General features: G+C 65.0%; 22 protein-coding genes. 16 read left to right on the forward strand and 6 right to left on the reverse strand.

The annotated features are described in order from the left end of the window. The first annotated feature begins 39 nt into the window (after nt 1-39). From K0P03_RS27215 to K0P03_RS27265, 11 genes are all read left to right on the forward strand, one after another. Nucleotides 40-1,566, forward strand: coding sequence for a sugar ABC transporter ATP-binding protein (locus tag K0P03_RS27215; RefSeq protein ID WP_272791194.1), 1,527 nt, complete (start codon nt 40-42; stop codon nt 1,564-1,566). Nucleotides 1,567-1,588: 22 nt separating this feature from the next. Further along, nucleotides 1,589-2,578 (forward strand): ABC transporter permease, encoded by a 990-nt coding sequence (locus tag K0P03_RS27220; RefSeq protein ID WP_023515424.1) that lies wholly within the window; start codon nt 1,589-1,591, stop codon nt 2,576-2,578. A gap of 1 nt (nt 2,579) precedes the next feature. Further along, a complete protein-coding gene (locus tag K0P03_RS27225) occupies nt 2,580-3,587 on the forward strand; it encodes a sugar-binding transcriptional regulator (RefSeq protein WP_023515425.1) in 1,008 nt (335 codons plus the stop codon). Next, the gene (locus K0P03_RS27230; RefSeq protein ID WP_272791195.1) at nt 3,584-4,579 is read left to right on the forward strand and encodes an aldo/keto reductase; all 996 of its coding nucleotides are present in this window, start codon (nt 3,584-3,586) and stop codon (nt 4,577-4,579) included. The genes K0P03_RS27225 and K0P03_RS27230 overlap by 4 nt, the downstream gene beginning before the upstream one ends. Before the next feature lie 12 nt (nt 4,580-4,591). Then, on the forward strand, nt 4,592-6,340 hold the full coding sequence (locus tag K0P03_RS27235) for a glycerol-3-phosphate dehydrogenase/oxidase (RefSeq protein ID WP_272791196.1): 1,749 nt from the start codon (nt 4,592-4,594) through the stop codon (nt 6,338-6,340). Next, nucleotides 6,313-7,155, forward strand: coding sequence for a class I fructose-bisphosphate aldolase (locus K0P03_RS27240; protein WP_272791197.1), 843 nt, complete (start codon nt 6,313-6,315; stop codon nt 7,153-7,155). Before K0P03_RS27235 ends, K0P03_RS27240 begins: the two co-directional genes overlap by 28 nt. Nucleotides 7,156-7,185: 30 nt before the next feature. Further along, complete coding sequence (locus K0P03_RS27245; protein ID WP_272791198.1) at nt 7,186-8,715, forward strand: FGGY-family carbohydrate kinase; 1,530 nt, start codon at nt 7,186-7,188, stop codon at nt 8,713-8,715. A 17-nt stretch (nt 8,716-8,732) separates the two neighbouring features. Further along, the gene (locus K0P03_RS27250) at nt 8,733-10,337 is read left to right on the forward strand and encodes a GMC family oxidoreductase (RefSeq protein WP_272791398.1); all 1,605 of its coding nucleotides are present in this window, start codon (nt 8,733-8,735) and stop codon (nt 10,335-10,337) included. 71 nt (nt 10,338-10,408) lie between these two features. Then, complete coding sequence (locus K0P03_RS27255) at nt 10,409-10,657, forward strand: hypothetical protein (RefSeq protein ID WP_024271381.1); 249 nt, start codon at nt 10,409-10,411, stop codon at nt 10,655-10,657. Further along, the gene (locus tag K0P03_RS27260; RefSeq protein WP_050744802.1) at nt 10,654-11,067 is read left to right on the forward strand and encodes a type II toxin-antitoxin system VapC family toxin; all 414 of its coding nucleotides are present in this window, start codon (nt 10,654-10,656) and stop codon (nt 11,065-11,067) included. Before K0P03_RS27255 ends, K0P03_RS27260 begins: the two co-directional genes overlap by 4 nt. Before the next feature lie 226 nt (nt 11,068-11,293). Beyond that, nucleotides 11,294-13,342, forward strand: coding sequence for a putative bifunctional diguanylate cyclase/phosphodiesterase (locus K0P03_RS27265; protein WP_050744803.1), 2,049 nt, complete (start codon nt 11,294-11,296; stop codon nt 13,340-13,342). Between the two features lie 12 nt (nt 13,343-13,354). Here the strand turns inward: K0P03_RS27265 and K0P03_RS27270 are convergent, their stop codons facing one another. Next, complete coding sequence (locus K0P03_RS27270) at nt 13,355-14,017, reverse strand: GntR family transcriptional regulator (RefSeq protein ID WP_023514811.1); 663 nt, start codon at nt 14,015-14,017, stop codon at nt 13,355-13,357. Between the two features lie 244 nt (nt 14,018-14,261). On the opposite strand from K0P03_RS27270, the gene K0P03_RS27275 reads away from it, so the two are divergent. The 5 genes from K0P03_RS27275 to K0P03_RS27295 all read left to right on the forward strand — a co-directional run bounded on the left by K0P03_RS27275 (nt 14,262) and on the right by K0P03_RS27295 (nt 20,529). Next, nucleotides 14,262-15,527, forward strand: coding sequence for an NRAMP family divalent metal transporter (locus tag K0P03_RS27275; protein ID WP_023514788.1), 1,266 nt, complete (start codon nt 14,262-14,264; stop codon nt 15,525-15,527). A gap of 74 nt (nt 15,528-15,601) precedes the next feature. Beyond that, the gene (locus K0P03_RS27280) at nt 15,602-16,369 is read left to right on the forward strand and encodes a LamB/YcsF family protein (RefSeq protein WP_272791199.1); all 768 of its coding nucleotides are present in this window, start codon (nt 15,602-15,604) and stop codon (nt 16,367-16,369) included. 9 nt (nt 16,370-16,378) lie between these two features. Next, on the forward strand, nt 16,379-17,188 hold the full coding sequence (locus K0P03_RS27285) for a putative hydro-lyase (protein WP_050744806.1): 810 nt from the start codon (nt 16,379-16,381) through the stop codon (nt 17,186-17,188). Nucleotides 17,189-17,195: 7 nt separating this feature from the next. After that, nucleotides 17,196-18,788, forward strand: a complete 1,593-nt coding sequence (locus K0P03_RS27290) for a 5-oxoprolinase/urea amidolyase family protein (RefSeq protein WP_272791200.1) — start codon at nt 17,196-17,198, stop codon at nt 18,786-18,788. A gap of 10 nt (nt 18,789-18,798) precedes the next feature. After that, nucleotides 18,799-20,529, forward strand: coding sequence for an acetyl/propionyl/methylcrotonyl-CoA carboxylase subunit alpha (locus tag K0P03_RS27295; RefSeq protein ID WP_272791201.1), 1,731 nt, complete (start codon nt 18,799-18,801; stop codon nt 20,527-20,529). A gap of 40 nt (nt 20,530-20,569) precedes the next feature. Here the strand turns inward: K0P03_RS27295 and K0P03_RS27300 are convergent, their stop codons facing one another. From K0P03_RS27300 to K0P03_RS27320, 5 genes are read right to left on the reverse strand one after another with little or no spacing between them, the layout of a single operon-like run. Beyond that, nucleotides 20,570-21,415 (reverse strand): cupin domain-containing protein, encoded by an 846-nt coding sequence (locus K0P03_RS27300; RefSeq protein ID WP_023514793.1) that lies wholly within the window; start codon nt 21,413-21,415, stop codon nt 20,570-20,572. A 28-nt stretch (nt 21,416-21,443) separates the two neighbouring features. Next, complete coding sequence (locus K0P03_RS27305) at nt 21,444-22,010, reverse strand: TetR/AcrR family transcriptional regulator (RefSeq protein WP_050744809.1); 567 nt, start codon at nt 22,008-22,010, stop codon at nt 21,444-21,446. A 32-nt stretch (nt 22,011-22,042) separates the two neighbouring features. Beyond that, nucleotides 22,043-23,128, reverse strand: a complete 1,086-nt coding sequence (locus K0P03_RS27310) for a Gfo/Idh/MocA family protein (protein ID WP_272791202.1) — start codon at nt 23,126-23,128, stop codon at nt 22,043-22,045. Between the two features lie 29 nt (nt 23,129-23,157). Continuing rightward, the gene (locus K0P03_RS27315) at nt 23,158-23,997 is read right to left on the reverse strand and encodes a carbohydrate ABC transporter permease (RefSeq protein ID WP_023514796.1); all 840 of its coding nucleotides are present in this window, start codon (nt 23,995-23,997) and stop codon (nt 23,158-23,160) included. 1 nt (nt 23,998) lies between these two features. Beyond that, nucleotides 23,999-24,907 (reverse strand): carbohydrate ABC transporter permease, encoded by a 909-nt coding sequence (locus K0P03_RS27320; protein ID WP_272791203.1) that lies wholly within the window; start codon nt 24,905-24,907, stop codon nt 23,999-24,001. Between the last annotated feature and the right edge of the window lies 1 nt (nt 24,908).

The following is a 24,908-nucleotide window of genomic DNA, read 5'->3' on the forward strand; positions in this document are numbered from 1 at the left end:
CGTGTGGCGCGGATGGTTCCGGGAAGAGGGAGGAAGACAATGGCGGAGCCGGTGCTCACCATTCATGGCGTGACCAAGCATTTCGGGGCGGTGAAGGCGTTGACAGAGGTCGACTTCACCCTGGCGCGCGGCGAAGTGCATGCGCTCTGCGGCGAGAACGGCGCCGGCAAGTCGACGCTGATGAACATCATCGCCGGCGTCCTGCAGCCGACAGAGGGGGAAATCCGCGTCGACGGCAAGGCCGTGCGCATCGCTTCGCCTGCCGCCGCACAGGCACTCGGCATCGGCCTCGTGCATCAGGAAATCGCGCTCTGCCCGGATGCGACGGTTGCCGAAAACATGTTCATGGCCGCCACCAACCGGCGCCGCTCGCCTTTCATGAACTACCGCGCTCTGGAGCGCGATGCGCAGGCCGTGATGAACCGCCTTGCCGCCATCGATGTCCGCCGCAAGGTGGCGGACCTGCCGATTTCCAGCCAGCAGCTCGTCGAGATCGCCAAGGCGCTGACGCTCGACTGCCGTGTGCTGATCCTCGACGAACCCACCGCCGCCCTCACCGAAACCGAGGCGCAGCAGCTCTTTTCCATCATCCGCGACCTCAAGGCGAACGGCATCTCGATCATCTATATCAGCCACCGTATGGCCGAGATCTTTTCGCTCTGCGACCGTGTGACCGTTTTTCGCGATGGCCGCTATGTCTGCACCGACCGTATCGCCGACATCACGCCTGATGACGTGGTACGCCGCATGGTCGGACGCGAGATCACGCAGCTCTATCCGGACAAGCTTGGCGCGGGAGAAGCGCCCGGCACGACGATCCTCGAGGTCGATCGCCTCGGTGACGGCGACCGTTTCCACGACGTCGGCTTCACTCTGCGCAAGGGCGAGATCCTCGGCATCGGCGGCCTCATCGGCTCCGGCCGGACGGAGATCGCAGAGGGCATCTGCGGGCTGCGGCCGCACACGGCGGGTAGGGTGCGCCTGCACGGCGAGACACAGGCGATCCGCTCCTATGCGGATGCAGTGAGGGCCGGCATCGTCTACCTTTCTGAGGACCGCAAGGGATCCGGCGTCTTCCTCGATCTCTCCATCGCGCAGAACATCTCCGTGCTCGACCTCAAGTCGCTGACGAGCCCGCTCGGCCTGCTCGACGGCCGCGCCGAGGCGGCGCTGGCGGAGGATTTTGCAAAGCGGCTCGCCGTGCGCATGGGCGGCATCGACGCGCCGGTAAAATCGCTTTCCGGCGGCAACCAGCAGAAGGTGGCCATCGCCAAGCAGCTCGCCGTCAAGCCGAAGGTCGTTCTGATGGACGAACCGACGCGCGGTATCGATGTCGGGGCGAAGACAGAAATTCACCGCCTGCTGCGCGAGCTTGCACGCTCGGGTATCGGCATCGTCGTCATATCCTCGGAAATGCCGGAGCTGCTCGGGCTCTGCGACCGCGTGCTCGTTGTCCGGGAGGGACGCATCGCGGGTGAACTCGGCGCGGAGGAGATGACGGAGGAAGCCGTGATTCGGCTCGCTTCGGGCATGAGTACGGCAAGGGCGGCGAACCATGCCGCGTGAGAAGAAACTGGGAGAGACGGGAATGGCAATCGACACGATGGCGGCAAGCACGCCGAAGACATCGTCCTTCAGGCGCATTGGTACCATGCGTGAGGCCGGGCTGATCGCGATCATCCTCGTGCTCTGCGTGATCATGAGCTTCGCCTCGCCGCACTTCCTGACGCTCGGTAATTTCCGCGCCATGCTGATGAGCTTTTCGGTGGAAGGCATTGTCGTCGTCGGCATGACGATCCTTCTGATCGTCGGCGGCATCGACCTTGCGGTCGGCTCCGTCGTCTGCTTCGCGATGGTGCTGTCCGGCTCGCTGTTCCTGGCCGGGCTCGATCCGTGGACGGCCTCGCTGATCGGCATTCTCGCCTCGAGCGCCATCGGCGGCGCCATGGGCTTCTTCGTGACGGTCGTCGGCCTCAACCACTTCATCACGTCTCTGGCCGCGATGGTGATCGTGCGCGGTCTCTGCCTCATCATCACCAAGGGTACGCCGCTGTCGCTCTTCACGCTGCCGGCCGGCTTCAAGGCGGTGGGCCAGGGCACCTTCTACGGTGTGCCCTATGTCATCCTGATCTTCGTCGCGGTCGTCATCCTGTTCGATTTCCTGCTGCGCCGGGCGACCGCGTTCCGCAAGGTCTTCTACACCGGCAGCAACGAGAAGGCTGCGCTCTATTCCGGCATCAAGACCAACCAAGTGAAGTTCTGGGTAACGGTTCTGTGCTCCACCCTCGCCGGTGTCGCAGGCGTCATCTACATGTCCCGCTTCGGTGCAGCGACGCCCACCTTCGGTGCCGGCATGGAGCTCAACATCATCGCTGCGGCCGTCATCGGCGGGGCTTCGCTCAGCGGCGGCTCGGGCACCATTCTTGGCGCCATCCTCGGCATCGCGCTGCTCTCGGTCGTCACCTCGTCGCTGATCCTGCTTAACGTCTCGGTCTACTGGCAGGACATGATCAAGGGTTGCATCCTGCTATCGGCCGTCTCGATCGACCATTTCCTGCACAAGCGGAAGGCTTCCTGACATGCCGATCGCCAAGCTGAAACCCAAGACCACAGCGGCGCGTGAAGAGATCGTCATCGCCCGCCAGATGCATCAGGCGCTCGTGCTGCATTTCCTGGAAGGCCTGACGCAGGCGCAGATCGCCGACCAGCTCGGCCTGTCGCACGCCACCGTCAATCGCCTCATCAAGCGCGGCCGCCAGCTCGGCCTCGTCGAGATCAAGATCAAGTCGCCGGTCGAGCCGCTGGTCGATATGGAGGAACGGCTTCTGGCGCTCGGCGGCATCAGCCGCGCCGTCGTGGTGCCGACCGTCTCCGACAACCCGCAGACCGCCTTGCAAGCGGTGGGGGAGGCCGCAGCCCGGCTGCTGCTCGAAGAGATCGCCGATGGCGACACGATCTGCATCACCGGCGGCAAGGGCGTCAGCGCCGTCGTTGCCGGTCTGCAGGCAGCGCGACGCTTCGATGTCGAGGTCATTCCCGCAACGGGCTGCGTCCAGGGCAAGCACTATACGGACGTCAACCACGTCTCGACGCTGATGGCCGAACGGCTCGGCGGGCGCTCCTACCAGATCCACGCACCGCTCTTTGCCGACGATGCCGAACAGCGCGCAATGCTGATGAACATGCGCTCCGTCGCCGACGTCTTCCAGCGGGCACGCGAGGCGAAGGTGGCGGTCGTCGGCATCGGCTCGATCATGAGCACGGATTCGACCTATTACGACCTGCATCCCTCCTCGAGCGAGGACCGCAAGGCGATCGAGCATTCCGGCGCAAGCTCGGAGCTGCTGGCCCATCTGCTCGACGGCGAGGGCCGGATCTGCGACTACAGCCTCAACCGTACCCTGGTCTCGCTGACGCTTCCGGAGTTCGCCTCCATCCCTACGAAGATCGGTGTCGCGAGCGGCTTCAACAAGGCCGGTTCCATTCTCAGCGTCCTGCGCGGCGATCATCTCGACACGCTCGTCACCGACGAGGCGACCGGCGCGCGCATTCTTGAACTGGCATCCGAAGAAGGAGTTTCCGCATGAGCGGCGAACAATTGATCCGCGACATCGGGCGCTCCGGCGTCAAGGCCTCGGCCGTCGGCCTCGGCACCTGGGCGATCGGCGGCTGGATGTGGGGCGGCACGGACGAGGCGCAATCCATCGCTGCGATCCAGGCCTCGCTTGATGCCGGCGTAACGCTCATCGACACGGCCCCCGCCTATGGCCTCGGCCGCTCGGAGGAAATCGTCGGCAAGGCCATCGCCGGGCGCCGCGACAAGGCCGTCATCGCCACGAAATGCGGTCTCGTCTGGCACACGCAAAAGGGCACTCATTTCTTCGAACAGGACGGCAAGCCGGTCCACCGCTATCTCGGCCGGGATGCGATCATCCATGAGGTGGAGGAGAGCCTGCGCCGGCTCGGCACGGACTACATCGACCTCTACATCACCCACTGGCAGGACGCGACGACGCCCATCGGGGAAACGGTTGCGGCGCTTGAGGACCTGAAGAGAGCGGGCAAGATCCGCGCCATCGGTGCAAGCAACGTCAATAGGTCGGAGCTTGCGCAGTATATCGAAACAGGGTCGCTCGATGCGATCCAGGAGCGGTTCAGCATGATCGATCGCGAGATCGAGGCGGACCTGCTGCCGCTCACTGTTCAGAACGGCGTGTCGACGCTCAGCTATTCCTCGCTGGCGCTCGGCCTGCTCTCCGGCACGATCGGACCGGACCGCGTGTTTTCCGGCGACGACCAGCGCAAGGACAATCCCCGCTTCTCCGTTGGAAACCGTCAGAAGGCGAAAACCTTTTCCGATGCGATCCGGCCCGTCACCGAGCGCCATGGCGCCAGCATCGCGCAGGTGGTGATCGCCTGGACGCTGGCGCAGAAGGGCGTGACCTTCGCGCTCTGCGGCGCCAGAAACCCGGCGCAGGCGCTCGACAATGCGCGGGCCGGTACATTGCGGCTCGGGGCGGACGATCTGGCGGCCATCGACACCGCCATCGCGGCACACCTCGTCTCCATGGACGGATAACGGACTGCCATCATGAACCGGAAACAGACTTTGGACGGGCTCCGCCAGAGCCCGAAGGTGGACGTGTGCGTCCTCGGCGGCGGCATCAACGGGCTCAGCGTCTTTCGCGAGCTGGCGCTGCAGGGCGTCAACGTGCTCATCGTCGAGAAGGCTGACTACTGTTCCGGTGCGAGCGCCGCCCTCTCGCGCATGGTGCATGGGGGGCTGCGCTATCTCGAAAACGGCGAGTTCAGCCTCGTCAAGGAATCTCTCGTCGAGCGCGACCGCCTCTTGCGCAATGCGCCGCATTACGTCGCGCCGCTGCCGACGACGGTGCCGGTCTTCGACATCTTTTCGGGCCTTGCCAATGGCATCGTGCGTTTCCTCGGCCTCACCCGCCGCCCCAGTCGCCGCGGCGCGATCGCCATCAAGACGGGACTCGGCATCTACGATTTCCTCACGCGCAAACGGGCGCTGATGCCGAAGCACCAGTTCCGCAGCCGCAAGGCGACCCTTGGAAAGTGGCCGGCGCTCAATCCGGCGATCCGCAACTCGGCGACGTACTACGACGCCTGGGTCAGCCATCCCGAGCGTATCGGCATCGAGCTTCTGCGCGACGGCCTTTCCGGCGGCGAGCAGGCACGGGCTCTCAACTACGCGACGATCGAGGAGGCGAGCGGCGGGCGTTACAGGCTGCACGACGGCCTCACCGGGGAGACGTTTGCCCTCCAGCCGCGGCTCATCGTCAACGCGACGGGCGGCTGGATCGACATTGCCAATGCCAGCCTGTTTCCCGCGGAGGCGCGGCCCGTGCCGCTGATGGGCGGCACGAAGGGCTCGCATCTCATCATCGACAATCCCGCGCTGCGCGACATGCTCGACGGGCACATGATCTACTACGAGAACGAGGACGGGCGCATCTGCATCCTCTTCCCCTATCTCGGCAAGGTGCTGGTGGGCTCGACGGATATCCGCGTCGACGATCCAGGCATGGTGCGCTGCGAGGCGGACGAACGGGACTACATCCTGCAATCGCTGGCTTTCGTTCTGCCCGGCATCCGCATCCGTCCGGAGGAGATCGTCTTCCAGTTTTCCGGCGTGCGCCCGCTGCCGGCGAGCAAGGACAGCTTTACCGGCCGTATCCCCCGCGACCATTTCTGCACCGTCCTCGAAGGGCGCGACGGCGGGCCGCCGGTGCTCTGCATGATCGGCGGCAAGTGGACGACGTTCCGTTCCTTCGGTGAACTCTCCGCCGACATGGCGCTCGACAGGCTCGGCCTGCCGCGCCGCATCGACACGGCGGAACGCCCGCTCGGTGGCGGCCGGGACTACCCCGAGAATGGTGGTGACTGGACGCGGGCGCTCTCGGCCTCTACAGGCCTTCCCGCGGAACAGACCGCGGTGCTGTTCTCGCGCTACGGCACGGATGCGCTTGACATCGCCTGCTTTATCGCCGCCGGGCCGGATCATGTCCTGCCTCATCCGGCCTACAGCGCTCGCGAACTTCTCTATCTCATTCGCTCCGAAGCCGTCGAGCATCTGGACGACCTCCTTCTGCGCCGCACCGCGCTCGCCGTTACCGGCGAACTCTCGCTTGGCATGACGGAGGCCGCGCTTGATGTGCTGGCAGCCGAAAAAGGCTGGCCCGCGGCGCGCAGGGCCGAGGAGCGCACCCGTTTTCTGACCCTCATGCGCGAGCGCCACGGCGTCGCGGAGGAAAACCTTTCCGCAAGGAACGAACAAAGGAGTGATGTATGCGAAACAACCGCAAGGTCCGGATGAACCGGCTGTTCGGCAACGGTCGTTGCCTGGACGTGGCGATCGATCACGGCGTGTGCAACGAGCCGTCCTTCCTCGACGGGCTGGAGAATATGCCGGCCGTGGTGAAGGCGCTGGTCGATGCGAGGCCCGATGCGATCCAGATGAACTACGGCCAGGCCGACCTTTTGCAGGGCCTTCCCGGCAAGGACAAGCCTGCCCTCGTCATGCGCATCGACATGGGCAATCCCTATAACCGCATTCGCCACCGCGACATGTGGGCTGTCCTGCAGAACGAGGCGGAACCGCTGATCGGTGCGCTGGAGATGGACGCCGCCTGTGTGGTGGTCAACCTTTTCATGCTGCCGGACGAGCCCGATCTTTTTCGCCAGTGCGTGCAGAATATCGCGCGCGTCCGAGCGGATTGCGAGAAGTACGGCATGCCGCTGATGATCGAGCCGCTCGTCATGCAACCCGTCACGGAGCGTGGCGGCTATATGGTTGACGGTGATGCGGAGAAGATCGTCACCCTGACGCGGCTTGCCCGCGAGATGGGTGCGGATATCATCAAGGCGGATCCGACAACGAATGCCGAGGATTTCCACTGGGTCGTTGAGGCGGCGCGTTGCCCGGTCCTCGTGCGCGGCGGCGGCAAGGAGGATCTTCGCGCCGTCTTCGACAAGTCCGCGGCCTTGATGCGGCAGGGCGCGGTGGGCATGGTCTATGGACGCAACATCTACCAGCATGCCAATCCGAGCGCCGTGGTGCGCGGGCTGATGGCGATCATCCATGCGGATGCGAGCGGCGAAGAGGCTTTCGCGCGCTATCAGCAGGGGTAAGATAGACCAGAACCTTGGGAGGGGTTCAGCATGCAGGAATATCTGTTGGGGCTCGATGCGGGCAACACCGTGATCAAGGCGGTGATTTTCGACCGGACGGGCCGGGAACTGGCGCATGCGGGCGAAGAAGGCCATAGCCGCATGCCGAGTCCCGGCCATGTCGAGCGCGATCTCGGGGAGCTCTGGGCCAATGCGCGGCGTGTCATCCGCACCTGCCTCGACCGGGCGGGCATTGCGGCGGGCGACATTGCCGCCATCGGCTGCGCCGGCCATGGCAACGGGCTCTATGCGCTCGATCGGGCGGGCGAGCCGCTTGTCGGCATCCAGTCGCTCGACACGCGGGCGACCGGCCTCGTCGAGACATGGCTGGCAGAAGGCGTCGGCGAACGGACCTATCCGATCGCTCGCCAACGCCCCTGGCCGTCGCAGACGCCGACCCTGCTCGCCTGGCTGAAGCGTCACCGGCCGGAACTCTTCAAGCGCATCGGCACGGTGTTCTTCTCGAAGGACTTCGTCGTCAATCGGCTGACCGGCCAGCGTGTCAGCGAGGTCTCGGATATGTCCGGCGCCGGCCTGCTCGATCTTGCCGCGCGCCGCTACGACAAGGCGCTGATGGAGGCCTATGGCCTCGGTGACTGCATGGATCTCCTGCCGCCGCTCATCGAAAGCGCCGATATTGCCGGGTACGTGACGGAGGCGGTGGCCGCGGAGACTGGCCTTGCCGCCGGCACGCCGGTCATCGGCGGGCTCTTCGACGTCGTCGCTTCGGCGCTCGGTTCGGGTGTCTCGCGCACCGGCAGCGCGTCCGTCATCGCCGGCACTTGGAGCATCAACCAGGTCGTCATCGACGGCCCGGATCTCGACGGTCCGGTCTTCATGTCATCGACCTTCGATCGTACCCGCTACATGGCGATGGAAAACAGCGCCACCTCGGCCGCTAATCTCGAGTGGCTGGTGCGGGAGTTCTTCGAAGGCGACCACACCGCCGACGTCTCGCCTTTCGACGCCTGCTGCGCGCATGCCGCGGCGGTGGAGCCTGCAGCGGATGATCCGCTCTACCACCCCTATCTCTACGGCGCCCAACAGGACGGCCATGCGCGGGCGGGCTTCTACGGTATTGCCGGCTGGCACACCAAGGGACATCTGGTCCGTGCCTTGCTCGAAGGCGTCGCCTTCGGTCATCGCCAGCATGTCGAGACGATCCGCAAGGCCGGGGCGACGTTCGAGGAGGCGGTTCTGTCGGGCGGCGGCTCGCGCAGCAGGCTCTGGCCGCAGATCTTCGCCGACGTGCTCGGCGTCCCTGTCTCCGTCGCCATGTCACGCGAGACGGGCGCGCTCGGTGCGGCGATTGCGGCAGGCACCGGGGTCGGCCTCTTTGCCGATTTCACCGCAGGCGCCAATGCCATGGTGCGGACCGACCGGCACTACAGGCCGAATGTCGCGCTTGCCGCCCACTACGACCGGCGCTACGCCCTCTACAGGGATATTGGCGAGGCCATGACGCCGCTTTGGCGGCGCCTTACAGCCTCGCAGGAGATGGCAGCAGGAGTTGCAGCGTGACCGTCAGGGAACAGGAAATGCCGGTGGACGAGGGCAGCTACGACTTCATCGTCGTCGGTGCCGGCTCGGCCGGCTGCGTTTTGGCGAACCGGCTTTCGGCCGACCCGAAGAACCGGGTGCTGCTCATCGAGGCCGGCGGCTCGGACCGCTACCACTGGATTCATGTGCCGATCGGTTATCTCTATTGCATGGGCAACCCGCGCACGGACTGGATGATGAAGACGGCTGCAGAGGCTGGTCTCAACGGCCGCGCGCTCAATTATCCGCGCGGAAAGGTGCTCGGCGGCTGCTCGTCGATCAACGGCATGATCTATATGCGCGGCCAGGCGGCCGACTATGACGGCTGGCGGCAGGCGGGCAATGCCGGTTGGGGCTGGGACGACGTGTTGCCCTATTTCCTGAAGTCGGAAGACAACTACCGCGGAAAAACCGGCATGCACGGGGCCGGCGGGGAGTGGCGCGTCGAGCGCCAGCGACTCTCCTGGCCGATCCTCGACGCCTTCCGCGATGCGGCCGAGGAACTCGGCATCCCGAAGACCGACGATTTCAACGACGGCGACAATGAGGGCTCAGGCTATTTCGAGGTCAACCAGCGCGGCGGGCTGCGCTGGAACACGACGAAGGCTTTCCTGCGGCCGGCGATGAAACGGCCGAACCTGCGTGTCCTTACCGGCGCGGAGACCGAGCAGCTGGAGTTCGACGGCCGGGCGGTGACGGGCGTGCGCTTTCGTCAGGGCGGACGCGCCCGCCTTGCCCGCGCCACGCGGGAGGTCGTGCTGTCGGCGGGCGCGATCAATTCACCGAAAATCCTGGAGCTGTCGGGCATCGGCCGGCCGGAATTGCTTTCCGCGCTCGGCATTCCCGTTCACCACGCGCTGCCCGGCGTCGGCGAGAACCTTCAGGATCATCTGCAGATCCGCACGGTCTTCCGGATCGAGGGTGCGCGCACGCTGAACCAGCTCTACCACAACCTGTTCAGCCGCGCCGGCATGGGGCTGCAATATGCCTTCCGCCGCTCCGGCCCGCTCTCCATGGCGCCGAGCCAGCTTGGCATCTTTGCCAAGAGCGATCCTGCCGTCGCCACGGCCGATCTTGAATATCACGTCCAGCCGCTCAGCACCGACCGACTCGGCGAGCCCCTGCATCGCTATCCCGCGGTCACCGTTTCGGTGTGCAATCTCCGGCCGGAAAGCCGCGGCACGGTGCACATTGCGACCCGCGATCTCGCTCTTGCGCCGGAAATCCGGCCGAACTACCTCTCGACGGTCGGTGACCGGTTGCTCGCCGCAAAATCCATCCGCCATGCGCGCAGCCTCATGCAGGCAAAGGCCATTGCGCCCTTCCATCCGCAGGAAATGCTGCCCGGCCGGGAGTATGACAGCGACGAGGAGTTGATCCGCAAGGCCGGCGATATCGCCACGACCATCTTCCACCCCGTCGGTACCTGCAAGATGGGAAGCGATCCGATGGCAGTGGTCGATACGAAGCTCCGTGTGCACGGCCTGGACCGGCTGCGCGTCGTCGATGCCTCGATCATGCCGACCATCGTTTCCGGCAACACCAATTCGCCTGTCATCATGATTGCGGAAAAGGCGGCGGAGGCGATTCTGGCACAAGCCTGATGGCTTGCCATCCCCTGCCATCTTGATGGCGTCAAGGCGAAGGGTTATATTTCCCCTCGAAGGAGACCGTCATGGCAGAACCGCAACTTTCCGTCCGCAGCGCCCGCGCCCGCGATCTTGCTCATCGCCTTGCCCGGCGGGAAAACCGCACGGTCGCCGACATCGTCGAGCGGGCGCTGGAGGCCTATGAGGTGCGGGAGGCCGGCAGTGAGCCGGCGGCCCATTTCTACCGCCGGCTTGCCGCCGATTTCGGTGCGGAAGTCGACTTGGAGGCCGTGATCCGCGAGCATCGCACGCCGCACAAGGGTCTGGACCTTTGATCTTCCTCGACACGAATGTCGTGTCCGAGACGCTGAAGAAAGCGCCCTCGGAAAACGTGCTCGCCTGGCTCACGCGTTTCGACGCCGAATTGGCGCTGCCGACGGTGACGATTGCCGAGATCGCCTTCGGCATCCAGAAGATCAGGCCGGACGAGCGGGCCGTGAGGTTGGAGCAGGGGCTGGCCGAATGGCGGCGGCGCTTTGCCGGGCGGATTTTCGGCCTGACCGAGGCGGCGGCCCTTGCCTATGGCGAGATCATGGGGCAGGCGGTGCGGGAAGGACGCCCGATGTCGGCGCCTGACGGTATGATTGCCGCGATCGCCCGCGTCAACGGCGGTCGGCTTGCGACCCGCAACACGCGTGACTTTACCGGCACCGGCATCGAGGTCGTCGATCCCTGGGCCTTCTAGCGTCCCGAACCGGGGCGCAAACGTGCCGATAGGGTGCAATCTCATGGTTGTATTAGGGGTTTTCTCACACTCTTGTGCTCCACTCGTCCGTACCGAAGCGATGGTGCGGTTGCCGGTTTCCGGGCGCCTGCGCGCAAGGGACAAATGTGGTGAGACGGGTACGGCCTTTGGACAGGACGACAGCGATCGCGAATGACGGGGTGTGCCGCATCGGGGTTAAGGCCATATGCCCGTACACGAGCCGGGCCGCACGGTACCGGTCATGATGCGGTCTCCTCGAAGCACGCTTCGCCTGATTTCGGTCGCCTGGCCCTTCGTGCTGATCGTTGTGCTGCAGACCGCGCTTGCCACGTTCAGCCTGCAGGTCAGCACGTCGCTGCGCGCCTTTGTGACGGGCGAGAGCCTGTGGTCGAAGGGCCAGCACGACGCGCTCTATTACCTCAATCGCTATGCCGACAGCGGCAACCGCTCCTTCGTCGATCGCTATCGGCAGGCGATGGCCATCCCGCTCGGCGACCGGGCGGCACGGCTCGCGCTCGAGGCCGATCAGCCCGACATCCAGGCGGCCTATCAGGGTTTCCTGAAGGGCGGCAACCATCCGGATGACATTCCCAACGTGATCTGGTTGTTCCGTTATTTTCGCTGGCTTCCGGTGATGGAGGCCTGCGTGCGCGACTGGCGCACGGCGGAAGGGGTGCTGATGCAATTGTTGCCGATCGGCGAGGCGATCGACACGTCCCCCCATATCAGCGAGGCCGACCGCCGCGACATTACCCGCCAACTCGACGAGATCAACGCGCTTGTCACGCCACTCACCAAACGTTTCTCCGATCGCCTCGGCGAGGGAACGCGGCAGGTCCAGGCGGTGCTTCTTGCGGCCAATGTGGCGATGGCACTGCTCTTCATCGTGCTGACCGTCTGGCGGCTCAACAGTTTCCTCACCCACCGGCGCAGGATCGAGGAGCAATTGTCTTTCAGCGCCAATCACGACGATATGACGGGGCTTGCCAACCGCCGGTTGTTCGAGCGCGAGCTGGAGCGCATGCTGGCAGGGCCGAAGACCCGCCACGCACTGATGTTCATCGATCTCGACCAGTTCAAGGCCGTCAACGACAATGGCGGTCATGCGGCCGGCGACGCGCTGCTGCGCCGCGTCTCGCGCGATCTCGTCAACGCCATCCGGGGTACGGATCTTCTGGCACGGCTGGGTGGCGACGAGTTCGGCATCATCCTGCCGAACTGTGCGCCGGAGGATGGGCTGCGCATTGCCATGCGCCTGCGCGAGATCACGGAAGCGATCGACTTCGTCTGGAACGGCCATCGCTATTCGATCAGCGCCAGCATCGGTGTGGTGCATCTGGCCGGGCGCAACTACACGCTTGAGGAGGCGCTGCGCGCCGCCGACATTGCCTGCTACATGGCCAAGGAAAAGGGCCGCAACCGCGTGCACGTCTTCGAGACGACCGATGCGGCACAGACCCAGTTCACGGCCAATCTCAACTGGGTGCAGCGCCTGCACCGGGCGCTGGAGGAGGACCGCTTCCGGCTGTTTTCGCAGGCCATCGCCACCCTGCGGGAAGGTGGCGAGACGGGCGAGCATTGCGAGATCCTGCTACGCCTCGAAGAGGACGGCACGCTGCTGTCGCCCGGCGCGTTCATCCCCGCTGCCGAACGTTTCGGCCTGATGCCGGCGCTCGACCGCTGGGTCGTGCGCCATGCGCTGGACATCATCGGTCGCCGCAAGGGCGCGGCATCCGGCACCTATTCCATCAATCTCAGCGGCCTGACGCTGAAGGACGAGACCTTCCTGCCGTTCCTGCGGGAAGCCCTGCGCCGCAGCCGGGTGCCGGCCGAAGTGCTCTGCTTCGAGATCACCGAAACCAGCGCGATCGAGAATCTTGACGAAGCCATCGCCTTCATGAACGCCATGCGCGCCATGGGCTGCCGTTTCGCGCTTGACGATTTCGGCGTCGGCATGTCCTCGCTCACCTATCTCAAACGCCTGCCGGTGGACTATGTGAAGATCGACGGCAGTTTCGTGCGCGACATGCTGGCGGACAAGGCGGACTGGATGACCGTCGAGATGATCAACCAGATTTCTCACCTCGCCGGCCGCAAGACGATCGCGGAGTTTGTTGAAAACACGGAGATTCTTGCCGCGCTGCGCACGATCGGCGTGGATTATGCGCAGGGCTTTTCCATTGGTCGCCCGGAGCCCTTCCTGCCGGAAACGACAGGCCTTGCCGCACCGCTGCGCCGCGCCGACGTCGCATAGGTTCCACTGGCGCTAGGCCAGTTCCGAAGCCCGCTCGAGTGCCTTGAGCATCGTGCGTTCGGCGAGGTTCAGATAGATCTCCATCTGCGCCGCAGCCTCATGCGGCTGGTTCTTTTCGACGAGAGTCGTAATGGCGTCGTTCATGTCGACGAAGGGCGCGTGCAGGTGTTCCGGGTCGTTGAGAAGGCCGAAGCAGAGGCGCAGCTCCGCCGAGATCCGCTCATAGAATTCGTTGAGCCGCGCGCTATCGGAAAGGTCGATGACGGCGGTGTGGAACATCATGTTGGCGCTGCCGACACCGATCCAGTCGCCCTCGATACGCCGCTCCCGGGCCATCTCCACCGCCGCGCGCATGGCCCGGATTGCCGGATGCTTCTGCCAGGCCTGGCGCAGTGCGCCGCATTCCAGCATGCGTCGCACGCGGTAGATGTCGATGATCGAGGCCATGGAGGGCACGGCGACGAAGACACCGCGATTGGCCTCGTGGCGCAGCAGGCCATCCTTGGTGAGCAGGCGGAAGGCCTCGCGCAGCGAATTGCGCGAGACGTCGAAACGGTCGCTGAAGGCGGCTTCCGAGAGGCGCTGGCCGGGGGAGAGTTCGCCCGAGATCAGAAGCGTGCGAATGCGCCGCGCCAGTCGATCCGCCAGCGGCAGGCCTTCTCCGTCATCGGTCATGGTCTTCTCCCCGGCCCGATTCCGTTTGCTTCGGGCACCCTCTTTCCTGGCTGGGCATAGCATGAATGGGTGAGCGATGGGGCCGAAAAGTGTGGCGAATCCAGTGCTATGTGATTGGTAAAACGGCAGGAATAAGGAACGATATGGAAATATTGTTGAACAATCTTGACATTTTTGTGTAGCGGTTCATCATTTAACGATGAACCACTCGCGAGGGGCGGGTGCGTGAGAGCGGAGAAATCTCATGGAACAGAATGCTGCTGTGCCTGCCGGCCAGAGTGTGGTCGCGCAGGGCCTTCAAACCGTCAAATCCCGTCGCTCGGCGCTGATCGCCGCGATCTTCCTGATGGCGACCTCCGCCATCGGCCCGGGCTTCATCACCCAGACGGCGACTTTCACCACGAAGCTTGGCGCTGCCTTCGCCTTCGGCATCCTCGCCTCCATCCTCATCGACTTCGTCGTGCAGCTGAACATCTGGCGCATCGTGACGCTCACGCGCATGCGCGCTTCCGACGTCGCCAATGCCGCCATTCCCGGCTCCGGCTATCTTCTGGCCATCCTCGTCATCGTCGGTGGCCTGTTCTTCAACATCGGCAATATCGGCGGCACCGGCCTCGGCCTCAATGCGGTCTTTGGTCTCGATCCGAAGATCGGCGGAGCGATCAGCGCCGTATTCTCGATCGGCATCTTCCTGTCAAAGCGCGCCGGCCTTGCGGTCGACCGCTTCATCATCTTCGCCGGCATCCTGATGATCGTGCTGACGCTCTACGTCGCCTTCGTGTCCGGCCCGCCGGTCGGCGACGCGCTGTTCCAGACCGTCCTGCCCGACACGATCGACTTCGCCACGATCACCACCATCGTCGGCGGCACGGTCGGCGGCTACATCACCTATTCCGGCGCACACCGCCTGCTCGACCGCGGCATGGTCGGCCAGGAGCACCTGCCGGCTGTCACCCGCGCCGCGCTCACCGGCATCGCCGTGACCGGTCTCATGCGCTACGTCCTCTTCCTCGCCATCCTCGGCGTCGTCGCCAGTGGCGTCGTCATCGACACGGCGAGCCAGGCCGCCAACCCGGCCGCCCAGGCCTTCCAGGCGGCAGCAGGCGATGTCGGTCTGCGCCTCTTCGGCATCATCTTCTGGGCAGCGGCCATCACCAGCGTCATCGGCGCGGCCTATACCTCGGTTTCGTTCATCACCGTCTTCAAGCAGGATATCAGCGAACACGCCCGCAATATGGCCACGGTCGTCTTCATCGCCATCTCGCTGGTCTCCTACCTGCTGATCACCACGCCACCGGCGGCCATGCTGGTCTTCGTCGGAGGTCTCAACGGCCTCATCCTGCCGATCGGCCTCAGCATCTTCCTCTTTGCCGCCTGGAAGCGCGAGGACCTGATGGGGGGCTACCACTATCCGCGCTGGCTGCTCGCCCTTGGCGTCCTGGTCTGCCTGTTGACATGGTATATGGGCTACAAGTCGGCCGGCACGATCTTCGGACTGCTTGGTCTCTAGAGCTATTCCAGCAAACGTGCGAAGCGGTTTTGCGTTCGGAACAGCGGCAAAACTCAAGAAAGGGAGAGGAAACAATGGCAGCGATCGACCTCAACAGCGATCTCGGTGAGAGCTACGGTGCGTGGCGCATGGGCGATGATGCGGCGATGCTCGCTGTTGTCTCCTCCGCCAACATCGCTTGTGGTTTCCATGCGGGCGACCCGGCGGGCATCTACCGCACGGTGCAGGCTGCCGCGAAAAACGGTGTCGTCATCGGCGCCCATGTCTCCTATCCCGATCGCGTCGGCTTCGGCCGACGCGACCTCGACGCCACGCCCGAGGAGCTGATCGCCGACGTGATCTACCAGATTGGCGCGATCAAGGGCGTCGCCGCTGCGGCCGGCACCACCGTGCGGTACGTCAAGCCGCATGGCGCGCTCTACAACCGCATCGCCTATGATGCCAGGCAGGGCCAGGCCGTTATCGACGGCATCAAGGCGGTCGATGCCTCGCTGATCCTGATGGGCCTTGCCAATGCGCCAATCCTCGATCTCGCCCGCAAGGCCGGCCTTGCCGTCGTCGCCGAAGCCTTCGCCGACCGCGCCTATACGCCGAAGGGCGAGCTCGTCTCGCGCCGCGAGCCGGGTGCCGTGCTGCACGACGAGGCGACAATCGCCGACCGCATGGTGCAGCTCGCCCGCGAGGGCACGCTGGAAGCCATCGACGGCAGCACGATCCGCATCGAGGCGCAGTCGATCTGCGTGCACGGCGACAGCCCCGGCGCGGTGGCGATTGCAGAGGGGATCCGCCGCCGCTTCGAGGCGGAAGGCATCGCCATCCGCTCCTTCGCTGACAAGACGTAAGGAGCGGCCATGACGATCCCGACCGCCTTCCTGGATCATGCCGACGCCACGGCCGCCCGCAAAGCGCGGTCCACCTACCGTGATGGGCTCGTTGCGCCCACTTCCGGCATTGCACCGGGCTTTACACAGGCCAACATGATCGTACTGCCGCGCGACTGGGCGTTCGATTTCCTGCTCTACGCGCAGCGCAATCCCAAACCATGCCCGGTGCTCGATGTCTCCGACCCCGGCTCGCCGACGACGCTTTTGGCGCCCGGCGCGGACCTGCGCACCGACCTGCCGCTCTATCGCATCTGGCGTGACGGCAAGCTTGCCGAGGAAACGCCGGACGCGTCGGCGGCCTGGGCGGAGCGCGACGATCTCGTCGCCTTCCTCATCGGCTGTTCCTTCACCTTTGAAACGCCGATGGTCGAGGCCGGCATCGAGATCCGCCACATGACGGACAAGACCAACGTGCCGATGTACCTGACCAACAAGGCCTGCCGGCCCGCCGGCCGCCTCAAGGGCAACATGGTCGTCTCCATGCGGCCGATCCCGGCCGCGCGCGTTGCCGACGCCGCCACCATATCCGGCCGCTTCCCGGCGGTGCACGGCGCGCCGGTTCATGTCGGTGCACCCGAGGACATCGGCATCAGCGACCTCGCAAAGCCTGATTTCGGCGATGCGGTGCGCATCGAGCCCGGCGAGGTGCCGGTCTTCTGGGCCTGCGGCGTCACTCCGCAGGCGGCCGTGATGGCATCGGGCGTGCCCTTTGCCATCACCCATGCGCCGGGCCACATGTTCATCACCGATATCCCCGATTCCGCCTATCACGCGTGAGGGTTCGATGCGCTTTCTTCCCGTCAGCCTGACCACCATCCTCGTCGAGCTCGCCGATCTCGACGAGACGCTCGCTCTCTTTGCTGCACTCCAGGCCGATCCCATCGATGGTATCGAGGAAATGGTGCCGGCCGCGCGCACGCTGATGATCCGCTTCCGCCCGGAAAAGGTGGCTGCGGCGGATCTTGCAGCCCGGATCGGCATTCGCGACCTTTCTGCCAAGATCGCACCGTCGGAGCATCTGGTCGAAATTCCCGTGCGGTATGACGGCGAAGACCTGCGCGATGTTGCGGAGCTGACCGGCCTCAGTGTCGAGGAGGTCGTCCGCCGGCATACGGAAAGCGAATTCACCGTGGCGTTCTGCGGCTTTGCGCCGGGTTTCGGCTATCTCGTCGGCGGCGATCCGGCCTTGCATGTCCCGCGCCGCAAGAGCCCGCGCACCCGCATTCCGGCCGGCTCGGTCGCCCTTGCCGGCGCCTTCAGCGGCGTCTACCCGCAGGCAAGCCCCGGCGGCTGGCAGATCATCGGCACGACGCCGGTCAAGATGTGGGACATCGATCGCGAGCCTGGTGCACTGTTCCAGCCCGGCTATCGTGTGCGCTTCTTCGATATGGAGGCAACGGGCCGGACGGTCAGCCTTCCCGTACCGACCGCCAAGGCGGATCGCACCGTCGTGGCGGATGCGCCGCAGTTCAGGGTTCTGGCCGCACCGATGCCGGCTCTCTTCCAGGATCTTGGCCGCTTCGGCCAGACGGGGCAGGGTGTTTCCGCCTCCGGCGCACTGGATCGCGGCGCGTTCAACGCCGCGGGCCGCGTTGTCGGCAATCCGGCCAACACGCCGGCGCTCGAACTCACCCTCGGCGGCTTCTCCTTCGAAAGCAATGTGCGCGCCGTGATCGGTCTTGCCGGTGCCGCCTGTCCCGTGACAGTCCGCGATGTGGACGGCCGCGCCCAAGACTTTTCGATTCTGCAGCCTATCGCGCTGGAGCCGGGCGACGTCGTGACGATCGGCCATCCGAAGGCGGGCATGCGGGCCTATCTTGCCGTGCGCGGCGGCTTCGATGTCGCGTCGATCCTCGGCAGTGCGGCTACCGACACGCTGGCCGTCGTCGGCCCCGAGCCGGTCACGGCCGGGACGGTGCTCGCGCTTGGTGGCCGCAAGGATGGGCTGGCGAGCGTTTCGCCCGATGAGCTTCCCGCTTTCGGGTTGCCCTCGGCCGGTGATGTGGTGGTGCTCGACGTGGTGCTCGGCCCGCGAACGGACTGGTTCACGCAGAAGGGCATCGAGACGCTGACGAGCCAGCTCTGGCAGGTGACGCCGCAATCGAGCCGCGTCGGCATCCGCCTTGCCGGCGAGGTGCCGCTGGAGCGCAAGGACAGTGCGGAGCTGCCGAGCGAAGGCACGGCGACGGGCGCCATCCAGGTGCCGCACAGCGGCCAGCCGGTGCTCTTCCTCGCTGACCATCCGCTGACTGGCGGCTATCCCGTCATCGGTGCCGTCGCCGAATACCATCTGGACCTCGCCGGCCAGATCCCGATCAATGCAAAAATCCGTTTCCGCCCGATCGGCCCCTTCGCCGACATTACCGCGACCCGCTAGGAGAACCGCCATGAAGAAAGTGCTGATTGCCAATCGTGGCGAGATCGCCGTGCGCATCGCGCGCGCCTGCCAGGACCATGGCCTCCAGTCCGTGGCCGTCTATGCGGATCCGGATGCGGACGCGCTGTTCGTGCGCCTCGCTGACGAAGCCTATGGGCTCGGTGGCGTGCGTCCGGCGGAAACTTATCTCGATATCGAGAAGTTGATCGCTGTCGCAAAACGTGCAGGCGCGGATGCAGTTCATCCCGGTTACGGTTTTCTCTCCGAGCGTGCCGAATTCGCACGGGCCGTGCAGGGCGCGGGCCTCATCTGGATCGGCCCCGATCCGTCCGTCATTGAAGCGCTCGGCGACAAGGTCGAGGCACGGCGTATCGCGCAAAGCGTCGGCGCACCGCTGGTCGCCGGCAGCGATGGCCCGGTGTCCTCTGCAGCCGAGGTCGTCGCCTTTGCGGAGCTGCATGGCCTGCCGGTCGCCATCAAGGCCGCGCATGGCGGCGGCGGGCGCGGCCTCAAGGTGGCCTGGAAGATGGAGGAGGTTGCGGACCTCTACGAATCCGCCGTGCGCGAGGCAACGGCGGCCTTCGGGCGTGGGGAGTGTTTCCTCGAGCGCTTCCTCGACCGGCCGCGCCACATCGAGGCGCAGGTCATCGCCGACAAGCACGGCAACGTGTTGGTGCTCGGCACCCGCGACTGCTCGGCCCAGCGCCGCAACCAGAAACTCATCGAGGAGGCGCCGGCGCCCTTCCTCTCGGACGAACAGCGCCAGAAGATCCACACCTCCGCAAAGGCGATCTGCGCCGCCGCCGGTTACTCCGGCGCCGGTACCGTCGAGTTCCTGCTCGGCGTCGACGGCACGATCTCCTTCCTGGAGGTGAACACCCGTCTCCAGGTCGAGCATCCTGTCACGGAAGAGACGACCGGTATCGATCTCGTCATCGAACAGTTCCGCATCGCCGAAGGGCTGCCGTTGCGTGTGCTGGAAACGCCGGAACCGCGCGGCCACTCCATCGAGTTCCGTATCAACGCGGAAGACCCCGGCCGCGGCTTCCTGCCGACGCCGGGCGCCATCACGGTCTTCGATCCGCCCTCCGGCCCGGGCGTGCGCCTCGACAGCGGCGTCGTCAGCGGCTCCACCGTACCCGGTGTCTTCGATTCGCTGGTCGCCAAGCTGATCGTGACCGGTGCGACGCGCGACGAGGCCCTTCGCCGCGCCCGCCGTGCGCTGAAGGAGTTTCGCATCGAGGGTGTCGCGACGGTCCTGCCGTTCCACCGTGCCGCCATCGACACGGCGGATTTCATCGGCACGGACGGTTTCAAGGTGCATACGCGCTGGATCGAGACCGATTTCGCCGCCATGCCGGAGGCCATGGCCCGGCCGGAGCCGGCCGAAGACCCGACGCTGGTCCGCACCCACTTCGAAATCGACGGCAAGCGCGTGTCGCTCGCCCTTCCGAGCCTGCTGCTCGCCGGCCTCGGCGCTGCAGGGCAGGGCGCTGGATCGGCCGCAGGCAAGGGCGGGCGCCCTGCCGAGGACGGCATCGCCGCTCCGGTTTCCGGCACGCTGCAGGCGTTCAAGATCGCCGATGGCGCCACCGTCGCGGAAGGCGACCTTGTGGCTGTCATGGAAGCGATGAAGATGGAAACGCAGGTCCTCGCCCCCAAGGCCGGCCGACTTCGCCTGCGCGTCAAGGAAGGTGACTACCTTCAGGCTGGCGACACGCTGATGGTGTTCGAAGGCTGAAACAAAAAGGGCTCCCGGTTTTCGAGAGCCCATTTTCAGATCAGAAATCCGGCGCCACGCCGAAGACGAATTCGCAAGGCGTGTGCGACATGTTGAAATACTGGTGGTCGAACCCGGCGGGGATGTAGAAGCCGTCGCGCGGGTTGAGTTCGAACCAGGCCTGGCCCTCGGCATCCGGGATATGGATGTTGAGCACGCCGGAAACGACATACAGGCATTCGTCGCCCTTGTGGCGTTCGATGCGGGTGCGCTTGCCGCCGAGCACCGTCGTCTTGCCGACCGTCAGCTGGTCCGTCGCGCAGTAGAACCCGGTATAGGCGCCTTGCGTTGCGGCATCGAGGCTCCAGAGCATGTCGGCATCGCGCTTGGGATGGATGGTGCGGGCCTTCTCCTGCGCCGCCGCCTCCATTGGCCAGCGACCGAGGAATTCGTCCTGGATGTAGCGGTTTTCCGATAGCAGCGGCTTGGTGCGGGCATAGGGGCCCGACGTGCCCTTGGCCGGCGGCGGCGCAAAGAATTCGAGAACGCGGACCTGCTCCTCGCCGAGATTGAAACCGTGATGCCAGGTGTCCTTACGGAAGAACAGTGCTTCGCCCTGTTTGGCGATGCAGACTTCGCCTGTTTCCGGATTGGCGAGCCCCAGCGTGCCGCTGATCACATAGAGCAGCTCGTCGGCGCCAAAAATAGTGCGGAAGGCATCGGTGTGTTTGAAGCAGCCGCCGGGCTGCATGCCGAAGACGATCTGGTGGATGTTGTCCGTCGAGGCATAGATCCAGTCGTCGACGAGGCCGGCATTCTCCTCGCCCCAAAGATGGCGTGTCACGCCGGCATAGGGAATGTGGCTTGGCCGGTCGAAGACGGGGCGGGGGGACGGCTTGTAGCCCATGGAAAACTCCTCTTCATGATATGGAAAGCTAGGGGGCGGCGCCCGCCGGGCGCGTGCGCGCGATCAGCCGGTCGATGACGGCCTGTTTCGTGGCGGGGTCGAGATGCATGACGTTGAACACTTCGGCCATCCACATGCCCTCGATGGCGAGGCGGATGATCGTCGCTTCGACCGGGTCCAGGCCGTCCGCTTCGACGGAAGCCTGGCAACGGATGTTCTGCTGGTGGACGATTTCGAGCAGGTCGGGAAAGTTCGACAGCGCTGCGGTGATGCTGGCGCCGAGACGGTCGTACTGGTCGCCGGTGCTGGCGGCCCCGCCCATGGTGGCCTTCACATAAGCGCGGGTGTAGCGGCCATGCGGTTCCTCGTCCTCACCTTCGAGGCCGGAAAGACCGGTCTCGAAGCGATAGACGAAGCGTTCGACCATGGCGCGCACCAGCGCATCCTTGCTGGCGAAGTGATAGAGGATGCCGCCCTTCGAAAGCCCGGTCACCTCCGCCACCTTGTCGAAAGTGAGCGAGGAAACGCCTTCCTTGACGATGATTTCCTCAGCGGCGCTGAGAATGCGTTCCCGGGCGGTGCCACGTCTTGCCATGTCGAACCTCGATGCTGTTGCTGGTCTTCCCGCTATAGCGACGAACTTTCGCGCAGGCGACCGACGATTTCCGCCATCAAAGCAAGGTCCTGGCGGGAGTCGCCGAGTGTCGTCTTCGGCGCCGTGCCGTTCACGAGATGGTCGTGGAAGGCGCGCAGTTCGATGGCGAAGGGGTCGGTATAGTTCGGGCCGAAGGTGCGGGTTTCTGTTTCCGTGTCGGTCGAGTCCGTGACCTCCAGCGATGTCGGCAGGTTGCGGATGTACGGCGTGTCATAGCCGAAGCTGAGACGGCGGCGGTCGGAATAGACCTCGATGCGGGCGTCGAAACGCGCGACATTGTCGATCAGCGCCTCGTAGATCGCAGTGAAGTGGCCGTAGTCGAAGAGCGCGACGATCTGCTCGCCGTTCTGCTTGTGATGGGCGGCGATGACCCGGTGCGGCAGGCCGATCAGTTCGCGCATGGCCGAGAGGCTGTGCGAGGAGAGGCCGGTCAGCACCTGGTAGGCGCGCATCAGGCTGGGCGAAGCGTCCTTGCCGGCGACGTCGCGCAGAAGCGCTTCGGTCTCGGCGCGCGACTGTGCAAGGAAGGCGCCATCCAGGTCGTTGGGGTAGAAGATGTTGCGCGTCTGGCGGATGAAGAACGGGCCTTCACAGATGAGGTCGCGCACGCGCACATAGCGCAGCTCCTCCTGCGCCGGCATCATCTCCCTGGCCTTCAGGAAGCTTGCCGAATAGCGCCGCATATAGGCGACGAAGACGAGGCGGCCGGATTTTTCGGCAAGCGGCAGGACGTCGTCGATCTCGCCGAGCGTCAGGCAGGCGGGCTTTTCGAGGAAGACGTCCTTGCCGGCCTTCAGCGCCAGGTCGAGATAGTGGCGGTGCGTCTGGTCGGGCGTCAGGATGAAGACGGCGTCGATATCGGATGCCGCAAGCAGCGCTTCGGCGCTCTCATACGCGCGGGCGCCCGGATAACGGCCTGCGCAGTGCGCGGTGAGGCTCGGCGAGACGTCGAAGACGCCGGCGACCTCGAAGAGGTGACGATGATCGGCAAGGATCGGCAGGTGCATGAGCTGGCTCACCTCGCCAAGGCCGATGAGGCCGACACGGACGATACGCATGGAAAAGACCTTTCTGCCCCGGAAGGGGCCTATCCCTTGACCGCCCCGGCCGTGAGGCCGGAAACGATGTATTTCTGGAAGAGCAGTGCCAGCACGATCAGCGGCACGGTGACGATGGTCGACGCGGCCATGATCGCGCCATAGGGGAACTCGTAGCGGCTGGAGCCTGAAATGAGGGCGATGGCCACCGGTACGGTGCGGTTTTCATCCGTGAGGATGAAGGTCAGCGCGAACAGGAACTCGTTCCACGAGGCGATGAAGGCGAGCAGGCCCGTCGAGATCAGCGCCGGCCCCATCATCGGCAGGAAGATGCAGCGCACGATGCGCAGCGGCGAGCAGCCGTCCATGATGGCGGCCTCCTCGATCTGTCGCGGCAGGCTGCGCATGAAGGTCGTCAGCACCCAGATGTTGAAGGGCAGCGTGAAGATCATGTAGGCGAAGATCAGCGAGCCGAGCGTGTTGTAGAGGCCGAGCCAGCGGATCATCTCGAAGAGGCCTGACAGCAGGGCGATCTGCGGGAACATCGAGACGGCGAGGAAGAGGAACATGATCGGCGAGCGGCCGCGGAAATCGATGCGGCCCAGCGCATAGGCCGCCGCGATTGCCAGCCCCAGCGAGAGCGCCACGACGGAGGCGGCGACGATGAGCGAATTTAGCAGGCTGCGCAGGAACACGCCGTCCGACAGGATCGCCTCGTAATTGTTGAACTTCAGGTCGGGCAGGAAGGTGACGTCGAAGATCGCCTGGCCGGATTTCAGCGAGGAGGCGATCATCCAGTAGAAGGGAAACAGCGTGTAGAGCGCGACCACGGCAAAGAGTGTGTAGATTGCGATGCGATGAAGGCGCCTGCCCGTTGAACTGCGCACCATGTCACACCCCCAGGAGCTTGCGGTTGAGCCGGAAGACGGTCACGTAGATCGCCGTCACCACGGCGATCATCAGGAAGATTGCGGCGCTTGCCGCCGAGCCGACGCCCATGTCCTGGAAATTGACCAGCACCTCGCGGGCGTAGATCGACACGGTCTTGGTGTCGTCGCTGTTCGAGGACAGCACGAAGCTGAGGTCGAACATGCGCAGCGCATCGAGCAGCCGGAACAGCACCGCGACGGCGATGCTGGGCGCAAGCAGCGGCAGGGTGAGCGCGGTGAACTGCCGCCATTCCGACACGCCGTCGATCGAGGCGGCCTCGTAGATGCTTTTGGGCAGCATCTGCAGGCCGGCAAGGATGAGCAGCACCATGAAGGGCGTGGTGATCCAGACGTCGACGGCGATGATGACGGGCATCACGAGATCGGGATTGGCCGTCCAGGCGATGCCGTTATCGATGAGGCCCATGAGCTTCAGCACATGGTTGAGGATGCCGAACTGGTCATGCAGCATCCACTGCCACATGCGCGCGCTGACGACGACGGGGATGGACCAGGGAATGAGGATGACCGCGCGCATGAAGCCGCGGCCGGAAATGTGGGCGTTCAGCAAAAGCGCGATGGCAAGTCCCAGCGCTGTCTCGATGGAGACCGAAATGATGGTGAAATAGAGCGTGTTGCGGACCGACTGCCACCACAGCGGATCCTCGAACAGCGTGAAATAGTTTTCGAGGCCGATATAGTCGTAGATGTCGGGTTCGGTGAGGAAGGCATCGGTGAAGGAGAAGAGGAAGGTCCGCCCGAGCGGCCAGAGCGCCACGGCGAAGAGCACGAGGAGGCTCGGTGCGAGGAACAGCCAGGCCGTACGCGCCCGCTTGGCATTGAGGCCGATGCGTATCGCTCCCGTCGCCATG

This window comes from Shinella sp. HY16 (assembly GCF_028534175.1).
Lineage (GTDB): Bacteria > Pseudomonadota > Alphaproteobacteria > Rhizobiales > Rhizobiaceae > Shinella.